A 14,202-nucleotide genomic window follows, 5' to 3' on the forward strand; every position below is an offset into this window, starting at 1 on the left:
AGGGCGAATCAATTCCTAATTACGCTTCCGTTACTTCCACCTTGTCCATCTTGGAGCCGCCTTTAAGCGCGTCGACAAACTCCATGCCTTTCGTCACTTTGCCGAATACGGTGTGCATGCCGTCCAGATGCGGCTGCGGCTGGTAGCAGATGTAGAACTGGCTGCCACCCGTATTGCGTCCTGCATGAGCCATCGCGAGCGTGCCGCGCTCATGCTTGTTCGGGTTGATCTCGCAATTGATGGTGTAGCCCGGGCCTCCTGTGCCATTGCCCACCGGACAACCGCCCTGCGCGACGAATCCCGGAATGACGCGATGGAATGTAAGACCATTGTAGAAGCCTTCACTCGCCAGCTTCTCGAAGTTGGCTACAGTGTTCGGAGCATCCTGATCGAACAGCTCCAGAATGATTTCTTCACCTGTTGCCAACGAAATTTTTGCTTGTTTTGCCATGCTAATATTACCCTCTTTCTATAGTCCGAATAAGACTACGTTACCAATTCTGTCCCTATTTCGCAAGGGGGGATTTTTGAAGTCTCGCCGGAATGACGTCGTTGCACACAATATTCTCCAACGATTCGCGCTTGACGGCGAGATCCGCTTCTCCATCCTTCACGAAGACGACCGCCGGACGGCGAATCCGGTTGTAGTTGCTTGCCATCGCATAATTGTATGCGCCTGTGCAGAATACGGCCAGCAGATCGCCGCTCTCCGATACCGGCAGCTCCAGATCCCAGATGAGCATGTCGCCGCTCTCGCAGCACTTGCCAGCTACGGATACCGTCTCCTCCAGCGGAGCGTTCGCGCGATTGGCGAGTATCGCTTCATATTGGGACTGGTACAGCGCCGGACGAGGGTTGTCCGTCATGCCGCCGTCAACGGCAATATATTTGCGCACGCCAGGAATGTTCTTGCTTGTCCCGATCGAGTACAGTGTCGTACCGGCGTCGCCTACCATGCTGCGGCCCGGCTCCACCCAGATCTCCGGCAGCGGATAGTTCGCCTCACTGAAGTTGGACTTGATTGCGCCTGTAATCGCCTCAACATATTGGTGAATCGGAAGCGGCGTCTCCCCTTCCACATAACGGATGCCGAAGCCGCCGCCTAGATTGACCACCTTGAACGTCAGATCCAATTCTTCGCGGATGGATACCGCGAACTGAGCGACCTTGTCGACAGCCATGCGGAAGCCTTCCACCTCGAAGATTTGCGATCCGATATGGGAATGAACTCCCAGCACAGCCAGATTCGGCAGCGCCAAAGCCTTGCCGATCGCATCTCTTGCAGCGCCGTTGCCCAGGTCGAAGCCGAACTTGGAATCCTGCTGTCCCGTGGAAATGTAATCATGCGTATGGGCCTCCACACCCGGCGTAATTCGAAGCAGAATGTTGACCTTCTTGCCCTTGTCGCCGGCCAGCGCGTTCAGCAGCTCCAGCTCCAGGAAGTTGTCCACGACGAAACAGCCGATGCCTGCGTCGAGCGCCATATTGATCTCGTCAGGCGTCTTGTTGTTGCCGTGGAAGTGAATGCGCTCCACAGGGAATCCCGCCTGCAGCGCCGTGTGCAGCTCGCCGTCCGATACGACGTCCAGCGACAGCCCTTCCTGTTCCGCAATCGCGCACATCGCCATGACGCTGAACGCTTTGCTCGCGTAAGCGACCTGGAATTGCAAGCCGGACGCCTTGAACGCCTCAACGTACTCTCTCGCACGCTGGCGGACAAGCGCTTCGTCCACGATATATAACGGCGTGCCGAATTTGGCAGCCAGATCAGTTACGTCGCATCCGCCAATCTCAAGATGACCTTTGTCGTTAATATTGCTAGTTCCATGCAGATACATTGCTTCCCCTCGACTTTCCCTATCCTTCTATGGATAGAACGGTTTAATTATTTGCATCTATAGGAACAGTATAGCGCAATCGACAACGATCCGAAATGGATAATTTCGCATTTCATTTGTATTTTTAGCGATGCAAGACGCACCCTCAATTCGTCTTCGGCATCTTGTCCCGCTGCTGAGGACGCAGAATATTGGGCCGCTTCCGGTTATAGAGCACAGGCTGGCGCACAATGATGTTCCAGATCCCCCTGGCGTCGAACGGGATAATCGGCCACATATACGGCCGGTTCAGTGAACGCTCCTTCACCAGCAAGATGAAGATAACCGTCGTCGCTACGACGAGACCCGGTACGCTGAAGGCGGCTACTGCCATCAGCAGCGCCAGCCTGATCAGCCGGTTGGCCAGTCCCAGCTCGTAGCTGGGCGTCGCGAACATGCCGATCGCCGCAATCGCCATGTACAAGATGACTTCGTTCACGAATACCCCTGTCTTGACAGCAATATCGCCAATGAGAATCGCCGCCACAAGTGACATGGCGGCCGCCAGCGAGGTAGGCGTATGGACCGACGCCATGCGCAGCAGGTCTATTCCGATCTCGGCCAGCAGGAACTGAACGAATAACGGAATTTTCCCAGTCTCATTAGGACCGATGAAGTCCATAATCGGCGGCTTGTATTCCGGATGCACGACGAACAGCAGCCATAACGGCAGCATGAACAGCGACATCAGAATACCGATGAACCGCACCCATCTCAAGTAGGTTCCGATCGTCGGCGTCTGGCGGTTCTCCTCGGCATGCTGCATCAGGTCGGTGTATGTGGTCGGCAGCGTCATGACGCTGGGCGACGTGTCCACGAAGAGAGCGACTGAACCTTCCAGCAGATGTGCAGCTACCGTATCGGGACGTTCCGAGTAGCGAACGAGCGGGAACGGGCTCCAGCCCCGTTTGATCGTCGCTTCTTCCAGCTGCTTGTCGGCCAATGGCAGACCATCCAGCTTTACCATCCCGATTTTCTCCTTGATCGACTTCACCAGCTCTTGGTCAACGATATCGTCGATATAGGCAACGCATACGTCGGTCTTCGTCCGCTCGCCCACTTGCATAAGCTCGTAGCGTAGCTTCGGATCGCGCAGCCTCCGACGAACGAGCGACACATTGACGAGCATCGTCTCGTTGAACCCGTCGCGCGCACCGCGCACCACTCTCTCTGTCGAAGGCTCCTCCAGCCCTCTTGCCGGGTAATTCTTGACATCCACCATAAGCGCATTGGACTCGCCATCAATGAACAATGCCGTAGCGCCTGACATGACGAGCGTCATCAGCTTGTCCCAGTCGTCGTGCTTATTCACCTGCGCAGCCGGCACATAGAGATCCAGGAACGCTTGCAGCGCATCGCTGTCAATATCTTCGGCCTGCAAGTAAGTGAGCCGCTTGATGATCTCCGTCAGCAGCTCGTCCTTCACAAGCCCGTTCATGCAGAACAACGCCGTCCGCCGATTGCCGAACGTCATCTCCCGGATGACAAGGTCGAAGCTGACCCCCAGGCCCATCTCCTTCTCCAGCTTCTTCAACACTTGATCAATCTCGGCCGGAATCGGCACCTTCTTCTCGCCTTGTCCTCCCTTGCCTGATTCCCCTTCAGATGACTTCTTCCAGCCGCCCAGTTCCACCCCGCCTCCGTCTTCCTGAGGCTCCATGCCGGGGACCATTTCTTCCGGCAGCGGCAATTCCCGTTCAAGCGACTCCCGTTGTTCATCTTCCCGATTCCACTCAGACATGTCCTATCACCTCGTCGCTAAGTTAATTCCATTGAAAGATCAGCCAGTCGAACAGAGACCCGATCGTCTTGCCCAGCACCATCGCCATGACGAACGCTATCATATAATGCGACAGCCTCAGACGCTTCGCCAGTATCGGCAATACGTTCATCACCTCCGTCAGCGCAGCAGCCAGCATGCCGATGAACATGCCGTCCAGCAGTCCGATGCCGCTCAGGAACAAGGACGAAGGCAGACGAAGCTTCCAGTCCAGGAAGTCGGCGAAAGTCCAGTATAGCGCACCGCTTACGATGGCGCTCTCGAACCAGGCGGACATGCGGAACGCTCTCGTCAGCTGCGCCAGACGCGGCACCAGATCGAAGACGATCAGGAGCGCGACCAGACCGCTTCCTACTGCAAGCCCGCCCGCTATACCCAGCACAGCGATGAACAAGCGCGACATCCACTCACTCATATCCGCCTCCGCGCGTCTTCTCGGATTCGGCACGCTTCCTTATTTCATCTGCTATAACGTACTGGTTCAGGTTTTCCTGATACATATACAGTTCGACTTCCAGAGGATTGGGCTCCTCGTTGAACCGCTTGCGGAATATATGATTGAAGAACAGCGCCATGCCGAGACCGAGCCCCAGCGAGTAAGGAATCTGCAGCCATAACGGATGCTCGTCGCGTTCGCCCGTGACAAGCTCGGCAATCCGAATATGAACCTCCTTCATGCTGACATCGGTATGGAAATTCATGATCGCAAGCCCAGCCCCGAAGAACAAGAGCAGCCAGCTGATGCACAGCAAGACGTAACGGGGTTTCATCGGTTTCTCCGCCACCATGAGCAGCACTTGAGGATCGCCGAACGTTTCCACGGTTATGCCAGGTACTGCTTGGCGCACGGCTTTCACAATTTGAAGCACATCGATGACGACACGATTGCCGTCCGACTTCTTATGCTCGTACAGCGGCAGCTCCGCAAGAGCGGAATGTAGCTCCTTGTCCTCCAGGAGCAGCCTGGCCACCTGGCCAAGCGTGACGGTATGCTGCGGCTTGATGTCTATTCTTTTTTTGAGCCGAAGATAGAGGACTTGGCTGGCAGCGCCCATCCGCCATCATCCCTTCTGCCAATAGTATGGCTCGTGATTCCTGATTAGTATGAGATAAGGATGCTCAGGATAGTCATGCATGCCGATGTAAAAAAAGGAAAGACCAAATCGCTTATTGCGCGATTTGGTCCCGAATGGACTGCAATATTTTCTTCTCCAGCCTGGATACTTGCACTTGCGAGATGCCGAGTCTGCTGGCCACCTCGGACTGCGTCTTGTCCCGGTAATACCGCAAAAATACGATGAGCCGCTCGCGCTCGTTCAAGCCTTCGATCGCTTCCACCAGCGCCAGCTTGTCGAACCAACGTTCGCCGGAATCGTCCGCGATCTGATCCATTAGCGTGATGGGATCGCCGTCATTCTCGAATACGGTCTCGTGAATCGACGTTGGCGGCTTGTTGGCTTCCTGCGCGAATACGACATCCTCCGGCGTTATGCCGAGACGCTCCGCTACCTCGCTGACCGTCGGCAGCCTTCCGAGCGTCTTGGACAGCTCATCTTTCATCTTGCGAACCTTGTTCGCCGTCTCCTTCAGCGATCGGCTCACCTTGAGTGTGCCGTCATCGCGAAGGAATCGCTGAATCTCTCCAATGATCATCGGCACCGCATAAGTAGAGAATTTCACGTCATAGGACAGATCGAACTTGTCTACCGACTTCAACAATCCGATACAGCCGATCTGGAACAGATCCTCCGGCTCGTAGCCCCTGTTCATGAAGCGCTGAACGACGGACCATACAAGACGGATATTGCATCCTACCAGCGTATCCCTCGCCACCGTATCGCCGGATTGGCTCAGTGCGATTAGCCGCTTCACTTCCGCATCATCCAAGTACGGCTGGGCTGTTTGCTTCAAATCGACATCCATGAGGCTCAACCCCTATGCCCTAATTGTAGAGCGCTTTTTTTGACTCGATACGTTTCATCATCGCTACCCTTGTTCCCCCGCCGACTGAGCTGCTTACCTCGAATTGGTCCATGAAATTCTCCATAATCGTAAAGCCCATGCCGGAGCGCTCCAGTTCGGGTCTCGACGTATAGAGCGGCTGCCTGGCCAGCTCCAGATCCTCGATTCCGCCGCCTTCGTCCGAGACGATAATCGTCACTCTGTCGCGGTCGATCACGCCCTCGATGCACACTTGACGCTCGCCGTCATTGTCATAGCCATGGATAATGGCGTTTGTCACAGCTTCGGATACCGCTGTCTTCAGATCGTTCAGCTCTTCCATCGTCGGATCAAGCTGTGAGACGAATGCCGCAACCGCGACCCTGGCGAAGGCTTCATTCTCCGATCGGGCGCTAAACAAAAGCTTCATCTCGTTAGTCCCTTTCATGACACCACCTCCAGACTGGTAATCGCGCTGCGTTCGCTGTCATGCTCTTCAATAATCTTGAACAGTCCCGACAGCTCGAACAACCGCCGCACATTGGGGTTCACATCGCAGACGACCATTCGCCCGCCCTTGCCTTTCACTTGCTTGTACCTGCCAAGGATGACACCAAGCCCGGAGCTGTCCATAAATTGCAGATGCTTCAGGCTCAGGATGACATGATGTGCGTTATGGCGGACAAGCGCTTCTTCCATCTTGAATCGGACGATATTCGCCGTATGATGGTCCAGCTCGCCATGCAAACGCACGATCAGCATATTGCGGTAATGCTCCAGTTCGGTTCGCAGATTCATGTCGCACTCTCCCTCAAGGTATTGGATTCTCCTCGCGGATAGATTTAGCAATTCTCTATTGCCGTGCCACATTCCTTCTCGCCGACAAAACTAGAAGTATACCGCTACGACCTGACAAAATCGAACAAGCCTTTATTGAAACAATCCGGCCGCGGAGCGCTTGAGCAGTCTCCACCATGTCGCCTTCTTGACGGATGCCGGCGCTGTCAGCTCATATTCCTTCAACATTTCGTCGCCTTGATAGACGATTAGCTTGCCGATCGACTGGCCTTCCTTCACAGGAGCCTTCAGCGCGCCGTCCATGACCAGCTCATGCCGGATATCTTCCGCACTGCCGCCCTTCCTCAGCAATACGCTGTAAGGACGATCGGCAATCAGCTTCAGTTCGGCATCCATCCCTTTCTCGATGCGAAGCGAGCCAAGCTCGTCGCCTTGCTTGACTATGGGATAGTTCATATACTGGGAGAAGGTGTAATCGAGCATGGCCGACACCTCGTTATTGCGCTGCTTCGTTGTAGGCTCCCCCATCACTACCGCTATGACGCGCAAGCCGTCGCGTTTTGCCGTTGCAGACAAGCAATACTTCGCTTCGCTCGTATAGCCCGTTTTCAAGCCATCCGCCCCGGTGTAGAATCTTACAAGCTTATTGGTATTAACCAGCCAGAACGGCTTGTCGGATGTTTTGCGCAAGTAATCCTGATATTGCCCTGTGTATTTGGTTACATCGGCGAACTTCAACAGCTCTCTGGACATGATTGCGATGTCGTGCGCCGAGGAGAAGTGGTTCTCGACAGGCAAGCCGTTCGCATTGGCGAAGCGGGTATCCTTCATGCCGAGCTCCGCTGCCCGCGCATTCATCATCGTTACGAAATTTTGCTCCGTTCCCGCCAGCTTCTCGGCCATTGCGACCGAAGCGTCATTGCCGGATGCCAGCGCTATTCCCTTCAGCATATCCTCAACGCTCATTTCTTCGCCTTGCTCCAGGAATATTTGCGATCCCCCCATGGAAGCCGCATACTCGCTCGTACGCACCATATCCGTCAGCTTGATTTTGCCATCCTCCAGCGCTTCCATGATGAGCAGCATCGTCATAATCTTCGTAATGCTTGCCGGCGGCAGCTTGTCGTGGCTATTCCGCTCGAAAATAACCGTTCCGCTGTCCGCATCCATCAATATAGCCGAACGTGCGGACGGAGCCAGATCGGGAACGGCTGCCGCATTTCCTTCGCTAACGGTAGCCGTCTCCTCTGCCCAGGCCGCTGCAGGCAGCGCCAACGTGCAAGCGAGCGCAAGCGCCATTAGCGAGAGTAATCGTTTTTTCAAAGAATGTCCCTCCTGAACTAGCGGTTATATTTTCCTTTTTTAGTGTTAACATCCTGCATGGAAAATATTCTATTTTCAATTTACAAGTTCCGCCTAAGTGCAGATGTCATCGAGAAAAAGGACCTCATTTTCCACTTGGAAGTGGAAAAGGGGTCCTTTCGTGTGTGCTATGTGATGTTCCTCAGTCATGCGAACACTTCAAAAAATTGCGTATACGATGAAGAGAGCCTCTGCAAACAGTCCTCTATTCCGCTAAACGGTCAATTCCTGCCGCTGTGACGATGGACAGCAGCAGCGGCCTCTGCTGCGGCTTCTCCTGCTGAAGCGTATAGGCGTCTCGAACCTGGGCAACCCGTTCCTCCAGCGCTTCGCTTCCGGCCTGAGCATGCAGCACGGCCAACGTCTCTCCGGCTTCCACGGAATCGCCGACCTTCTTGCGAAGCGTAATGCCGACGGCATAATCGATTGCATCGTCCTTCGTTGCCCGGCCCGCTCCTAGCCTCATGGCAGCCAGTCCGAGCTGCTCCGCCTCGATAGCCTGCACATAGCCCACTTCGGTCGCCTTCACTTCGATTAATCGTTCCGCCCGAGGCAGCAGCTCCGGATTCTCCACGATGCAGACGTCTCCGCCTTGCGCCGACACGAGCTCGCGGAACTTGCCAAGCGCCTCGCCGCTCCTCAGCTTGTCCTCAAGCAGCTTGCGCGCTTCCTTCAAGCCGTCCGCCTTCCCGCCAAGCACAACCATATGCGAACTCAGCATTAAGCACAGCTCCGTCAAATCATCGGGACCGTTGCCCTGCAGCGTCTGAATCGCTTCGGCCACTTCAAGCGCATTGCCGATCGCGAAGCCTAGCGGCTGATCCATGTCGCTGATAATCGCCGACGTACTGCGGCCGACTCGGCTTCCGATCTCTACCATCGCGACGGCAAGCTCTTCCGCCGCATCCAGCGTCTTCATGAACGCTCCGCTGCCCATCTTCACATCAAGCACGATCGCATCGGCACCGGCGGCAATCTTCTTGCTCATAATGGAACTGGCGATAAGCGGCATGGATTCCACCGTGCCCGTCACATCACGAAGCGCATACAGCTTCTTGTCCGCGGGCGCCAGATTGCCGCTTTGGCCGATGACAGCCATTCCAATCTCGTTCACCTGGCTCAAGAATCGCTCCCGCGTCATCTCGATCTGAAAGCCTGTAATGGATTCCAGCTTATCGATCGTACCGCCGGTATGTCCCAGACCTCTGCCCGACATTTTGGCGACGGGCACGCCGGCAGCAGCGACAAGGGGCGCGATAATGAGCGTCGTCTTATCCCCTACTCCCCCTGTGCTGTGCTTGTCCACTTTAACGCCTTGGATGCCGTTCAGGTTCACCTGGTCGCCCGACTGTGCCATAGCCAGCGTCAACGAGGCGGTCTCCTCAGCGGTCATGCCGCGGAAGAATACGGCCATCGCCCATGCCGCCATCTGATAATCCGGCACATCGCCGCTGACGTATCCTCTCACCAGATGTTGCATTTCCTCCGATGACAGCTCTCCGCCATCCCGCTTCTTGCCGATCAGCTCCACGAATCGCATGCGGTCTCCTCCTGTCGCTACATTCTCTAGTTGGCCCGCCGCTCAGGGCGTCTCTCCCACTGTATCTGAACGATGAGCTTGTCCAGCGACTGGCTCAGAATAAGCACATCGCGATGCAGCAAATCCTTCTCGATCAATGCCGTCTCCACCATCTCATTGCGCAGCTCCTCAAGCTGCAGCAGCAATTGATTGTCCATGATTCGTCCTCTCCACCATCTTTCTTAGATCATGGACATTATACGACGAGCAGGTCGCAAAACACTGTCACAATGAGTCGAGCCAATTGTTACAATTGTGTTACAATGCCGTTAGATTCTGCCGATTAATGACGTTACGAGTCCTAAAAACTGGGACTTCACCCGCTCCGTCGTCTCCATAACCTCCAAATGCGACAACGGCTGGTCCAAAATGCCTGAGGCCATATTGCTGATGCACGAAATGCCTACGACTTCCAGTCCAGCATGTCTGGCTGCGATAACCTCAGCCACTGTGGACATTCCGACAGCATCCGCCCCCAGCGTACGCAGCATCCGAATTTCCGCAGGCGTCTCGTAGGAAGGCCCCAGCAATCCGACATATACACCTTCCTGGAGCGATATATCCCCTTCTTTCGCCACCTCCATCGCCAGCTGGCGGAGGCGCTTGCTGTATGCTTCCGACATATCCGGGAATCTTGGACCGAACGCTTCTTCGTTAGGTCCGATCAACGGACTCTTGCCGGTAAGATTAATATGGTCGGAGATAAGCATCAGGTTGCCTGATGCAAAATTAAGGTTGATGCCGCCAGCCGCATTCGTTACGAGCAAGCAGGAGACGCCAAGCGCCTTCATTACCCGAACGGGAAATGCCGTCAGCTCCGGCCCGTAGCCTTCATACATATGGAATCTGCCGCGCATGAGCACGACCGGCTTGCCGGATAACATGCCGATCATCAGCTCGCCCGCATGACCTTCGACAGTGGAGATCGGGAAATGCGGTATCTGTTCGTACGGGATAACGACAGCATCCTCCAAGTGATCGCCCAGTACGCCTAATCCTGAGCCCATTATAAGACCGATTTGCGGTTGTACGGAGATCCGCTCCATTATGTACTGTGCCGCTTCATTAACGCCTTGCGCAGTAACTGCTTGCATCATGTCAGTATCCTCCTTCAAGTCATCGCTTTATTATACTGTTAATTGCGGCAGAAAGCTCTTGCCGTTCGGTGGCGGAGCAATGCCGAAGTTATCCGCAATGGTAGCGCCGAGATCCGCGAACGTATCTCGGGTCGGCAAGCTGCCGGGGTCTCCGAACGCCGGGCTGTAGAGCATAATGGGAACGTATTCGCGGGTATGATCCGTGCCGGGGTGCGTAGGATCGTTCCCGTGGTCAGCCGTCACGACCAGCAGATCCCGATGTCCGATGCAGCTCGCCAGCTCCGGCAGGGAAGCGTCGAATTCCTCCAGCGCCCGCGCATAGCCTTCGGCGTCCCGTCTGTGGCCGTACAAGGAGTCGAAGTCGACGAGATTCGTGAACAGCAGCCCGCGGAACGGTTCCTTAAGCTGCTGCAGCGTGCGGGCTATTCCGTCCGAGTTGCTCTTCGTAGGCGTTGTGGCGGTTATGCCCTCTCCATCGAAAATATCATTAATCTTGCCGACCGCAATAACATCGAAGCCGTTATCATTCAGCCCGTTCAGCACCGTCGGCTGCGGCGGCTTCAGAGCGTAGTCATGCCTGTTCGGCGTGCGCTTGAAAGCGCCCACCTCGCCAATATAAGGCCTTGCGATTACTCTGCCTACAGTGAACCTGGGGTCTCTCGTCAGCTCCCTGGCCGTCTCGCAAGCTTTATACAGCTCCTCAAGCGGAATGATATCCTCGTGCGCGGCAATCTGGAATACGCTGTCCGCCGACGTATAGACGATCCATGCCCCGCTCTCCATCTGCTCGGCGCCAAGCTCGTCCAATATGGCCGTGCCGCTGGCGGGCTTGTTGCCGATAACTCGTCGGCCCGTCAGCTCCTCGAAGCGCGTAATCAGCTCCTCCGGAAATCCATCCGGGAATGTCTGGAACGGAACCGTTATGTTCAGCCCCATCAGCTCCCAATGTCCCGTCATCGTATCCTTTCCCACCGAGCTCTCCGCCATCTTTCCATAGTAAGCTTCTGGCTTGCCGGCCGAAGGCTTCCAGTCGGAAATATCCGCAATCCGGTCCAATCCCCAGCTTCTCATATGAGGCAGCTTCAGCTGCGGCACTTTCTGGGCAATATGGCCCAGCGTGTGCGAGCCGGCATCGCCGAAGGCATGCGCATCCGGCAATTCGCCAATTCCTACACTGTCCAGCACAATAACGGCTATTCGATCGAATTTCATGATGACAATCCCTTTCCTCTTATATCGCTAGGCACGCGGGTGCGCCCCCGTATATACTTCCTTCAGACGGGCTTTATTGCCTTGCAAATACTTCAGTGTCGTCGCAATGTCGGCATGCCCCATCAGCTCCTGGACGGCTCTTGCATCCGCGCCATGGTCCAGCAGATGAGCGGCTACGGAATGGCGCATCGTATGGGGAGTGATCTCCTCGCCGATGTCGGCTTCCCTCGCATACTTCTTCAGCATCTTCCAGAAGCCCTGTCTTGTCATCCGAGTGCCCAGATGGTTAAGGAACAGAGCGGAATCGCAGGAACGTCCTTTCAGCAAGCCGTCTCTTCCTTCATTCAGATAAACTTCTACCGCGGCCGCAGCGTGACGGCCGAACGGAACGATTCGCTCCTTCATGCCGGAGGTGCATTGAATATAACCGAGCGTCATATGCATATGCTCCAGATTCAGCGATACGAGCTCCGATACGCGAATGCCGGTAGCGTACAACAGCTCCAGCATTGCCTTGTCCCGCTTGCCTGCGGGACTTCTGGGGTCCGGCGCTTCCAGCAGCGCATTCGTTTCCGCTTCCGTCAGTACGGCAGGCGGCTTCTTCTCCCATCGCGGAGCTTCCAGATAGATGGAGGGATCCCCGCTAAGATGGCCGCCCGTCAGCATGTATTGGAAAAAAGCGCGAATGGAGACGATATGGCGCGAGATGGTTGCGGCCTTCCGTCCCTGTTCCTTCAGGCTATGAATGAACCTCGACAGGTGATGCCGCTGCACCGCATCCCAGCACTCGACTCCCTGTGCCTCCAGATACAGCGACAGCGCATGCAAATCCCGCTCATAAGACAAGATGGAGCTTTCGGACAGACGCCCCCGATCCGCCTGAAATGCAATGTACTGCTTTAATTCAGCCTTCATGTTAATATCCCTCTCGTTTATCCATTCAACGGCAGTTGACATTTCTCCCAAGAAAGATTCAACACTCGACACCGCAATTCCTGCCTGCTTATTCGCCATACCAATAAAACCATCTCAATCGGTCGGCTGCATTGCCTCCTTCGGGAAATTCAGGGTCAACGTCGAACACCTTCATCGCGTGTCCCTGCGGCTTCTTGTAAGGATGAACGGGCGACACGGCTTCGACAAGCCATCTGTAGCCTCCGGCAACAATGATGAGCAGTACGGAAAACAGGAGCAGAAACAACATTCTACCGATCCACTTGCGAATCGATACGATCATGCATCCATCACCATCCCCATAAAGGTTGTCCCTACCACCATATGTCGGGACGGATGCAATTAGTCCTGAGTCCTGCGTCTGTCTAGTGCGGAATTGTACCTAGCCACTGCTCAGGCGGCGTATACGCATGCCCTGTCGCAAGCGCCACGCCTTCATTCGTTACCTGACCGCCAATCGTATTGACGCCTCGCTGAAGAGGCGCATACTTCCGGACGGCGGCTGCCCCCTCATTCGCCAGCTGAAGCGCGTAAGGCATCGTCACATTCGTCAGAGCGAAAGTGGATGTGCGTGGAACGGCTCCGGGTATATTCGCAACGGCATAATGGATAACGCCGTGTTTCACATAGATAGGGTCCTTGTGTGTCGTCGGACGATCGACGGTGGCGATCGATCCGCCTTGGTCGACGGCAACGTCAACGATAACGGCTCCCTTCTTCATCCGCATGACCATCTCTTCAGTGACCAGATGCGGAGCTCTCGAGCCCGGTATCAATACGGCTCCGATGACGAGATCCGCTGCGCTGACCGCTTCGGCGATATGATAGGGGCTGGACATTAACGTGCGTATGCGCCCATCGAATACATCGTCCAGGTAGCGCATGCGGTCCGGACTCTTCTCCAGGATGACGACATTCGCTCCCATGCCAAGCGCGATACGCGCCGCATTCGTGCCGACGATGCCGCCACCGATGACGACGACCTCGGCCGGCGGCACGCCAGGCACGCCGCCAAGCAATACGCCTCTGCCTCCGTTGAAGGCTTCCAGGAATTGAGCGCCGACTTGAACAGCCATCCGCCCGGCTACCTCGCTCATCGGCGTAAGCAGCGGCAAGCTGCCGTTATCGTGCTGAATCGTCTCATACGCGATGCCGGTAACGCCGGAATCGATAAGTGCTGTCGTCAGCTCGGGAGCTGCAGCCAGATGAAGATAGGTGAACAGAAGCAGACCGTTGCGGAAGTGGCGGAACTCCTCCTGGAGAGGCTCCTTCACCTTCATCACCATCTGGGCCCGCGCCCACACCTCCGCCGCTTCTTCTATGATGACCGCGCCTTCCCGCACATAATCTTCATCCAGAAATCCGCTGCCCTCTCCCGCACCTCGCTCCACGAGCACTTCATGCCCTGCCGCTCGCAGCATCGTTACTCCGGCAGGCGTAAGCGCCACGCGGTATTCGCTTTGCTTGATTTCCTTCGGAACGCCAACAATCATTTCATCGCCTCCTTCGAATGCTTCTAAGCGATACCATCTCCAGCTAATAGCTATATTATGTAATGGAGGCCGAAGGAGCGATGAAAAAGCAAAAACGATTACGCTTCCT

At 55.5% G+C, this 14,202-nt stretch carries 16 protein-coding genes; all 16 read right to left on the reverse strand.

From position 1 onward, the window contains the following. Positions 1 to 19 precede the first annotated feature (19 nt). On the reverse strand, positions 20 to 451 hold the full coding sequence (locus M6D81_RS15355) for a peptidylprolyl isomerase (RefSeq protein ID WP_262677789.1): 432 nt from the start codon (positions 449 to 451) through the stop codon (positions 20 to 22). Between the two features lie 55 nt (positions 452 to 506). Next, positions 507 to 1,838, reverse strand: coding sequence for a diaminopimelate decarboxylase (lysA, locus tag M6D81_RS15360; RefSeq protein WP_262677790.1), 1,332 nt, complete (start codon positions 1,836 to 1,838; stop codon positions 507 to 509). A 145-nt stretch (positions 1,839 to 1,983) separates the two neighbouring features. Continuing rightward, positions 1,984 to 3,549, reverse strand: a complete 1,566-nt coding sequence (locus M6D81_RS15365) for a spore germination protein (RefSeq protein ID WP_410795743.1) — start codon at positions 3,547 to 3,549, stop codon at positions 1,984 to 1,986. A 91-nt stretch (positions 3,550 to 3,640) separates the two neighbouring features. Continuing rightward, positions 3,641 to 4,072 carry a stage V sporulation protein AB gene (locus M6D81_RS15370; RefSeq protein WP_262677792.1) on the reverse strand — a complete coding sequence of 144 codons (432 nt, stop codon included), beginning with the start codon at positions 4,070 to 4,072 and terminating at the stop codon, positions 3,641 to 3,643. After that, a complete protein-coding gene (locus M6D81_RS15375) occupies positions 4,065 to 4,712 on the reverse strand; it encodes a stage V sporulation protein AA (RefSeq protein WP_262677793.1) in 648 nt (215 codons plus the stop codon). The genes M6D81_RS15370 and M6D81_RS15375 overlap by 8 nt, the downstream gene beginning before the upstream one ends. A 112-nt stretch (positions 4,713 to 4,824) precedes the next feature. Further along, positions 4,825 to 5,580, reverse strand: a complete 756-nt coding sequence (gene sigF, locus M6D81_RS15380; protein WP_262677794.1) for an RNA polymerase sporulation sigma factor SigF — start codon at positions 5,578 to 5,580, stop codon at positions 4,825 to 4,827. Positions 5,581 to 5,599: 19 nt separating this feature from the next. After that, positions 5,600 to 6,046 (reverse strand): anti-sigma F factor, encoded by a 447-nt coding sequence (gene spoIIAB, locus M6D81_RS15385; protein WP_262677795.1) that lies wholly within the window; start codon positions 6,044 to 6,046, stop codon positions 5,600 to 5,602. Further along, a complete protein-coding gene (gene spoIIAA, locus M6D81_RS15390) occupies positions 6,043 to 6,396 on the reverse strand; it encodes an anti-sigma F factor antagonist (RefSeq protein WP_262677796.1) in 354 nt (117 codons plus the stop codon). The genes spoIIAB and spoIIAA overlap by 4 nt, the downstream gene beginning before the upstream one ends. Positions 6,397 to 6,528: 132 nt before the next feature. Continuing rightward, a complete protein-coding gene (locus M6D81_RS15395) occupies positions 6,529 to 7,719 on the reverse strand; it encodes a D-alanyl-D-alanine carboxypeptidase family protein (protein ID WP_262677797.1) in 1,191 nt (396 codons plus the stop codon). Between the two features lie 244 nt (positions 7,720 to 7,963). Next, on the reverse strand, positions 7,964 to 9,298 hold the full coding sequence (locus M6D81_RS15400; protein WP_262677798.1) for a pyrimidine-nucleoside phosphorylase: 1,335 nt from the start codon (positions 9,296 to 9,298) through the stop codon (positions 7,964 to 7,966). Between the two features lie 26 nt (positions 9,299 to 9,324). After that, positions 9,325 to 9,495, reverse strand: a complete 171-nt coding sequence (locus M6D81_RS15405) for an aspartyl-phosphate phosphatase Spo0E family protein (RefSeq protein ID WP_262677799.1) — start codon at positions 9,493 to 9,495, stop codon at positions 9,325 to 9,327. Positions 9,496 to 9,606: 111 nt separating this feature from the next. Further along, positions 9,607 to 10,434, reverse strand: coding sequence for a purine-nucleoside phosphorylase (locus M6D81_RS15410; RefSeq protein WP_262677800.1), 828 nt, complete (start codon positions 10,432 to 10,434; stop codon positions 9,607 to 9,609). Between the two features lie 30 nt (positions 10,435 to 10,464). Beyond that, a complete protein-coding gene (gene deoB / locus M6D81_RS15415; RefSeq protein WP_262677801.1) occupies positions 10,465 to 11,646 on the reverse strand; it encodes a phosphopentomutase in 1,182 nt (393 codons plus the stop codon). Positions 11,647 to 11,673: 27 nt separating this feature from the next. After that, complete coding sequence (locus M6D81_RS15420; RefSeq protein ID WP_262677802.1) at positions 11,674 to 12,561, reverse strand: site-specific tyrosine recombinase; 888 nt, start codon at positions 12,559 to 12,561, stop codon at positions 11,674 to 11,676. 88 nt (positions 12,562 to 12,649) lie between these two features. Further along, a complete protein-coding gene (locus M6D81_RS15425) occupies positions 12,650 to 12,883 on the reverse strand; it encodes a YqzK family protein (protein WP_262677803.1) in 234 nt (77 codons plus the stop codon). 82 nt (positions 12,884 to 12,965) lie between these two features. Beyond that, positions 12,966 to 14,093 (reverse strand): alanine dehydrogenase, encoded by a 1,128-nt coding sequence (ald, locus tag M6D81_RS15430; RefSeq protein WP_262677804.1) that lies wholly within the window; start codon positions 14,091 to 14,093, stop codon positions 12,966 to 12,968. Positions 14,094 to 14,202: the final 109 nt, after the last annotated feature.

The sequence above is a fragment of the Paenibacillus sp. J5C2022 genome (assembly GCF_025567625.1).
Lineage (GTDB): Bacteria > Bacillota > Bacilli > Paenibacillales > Paenibacillaceae > Pristimantibacillus.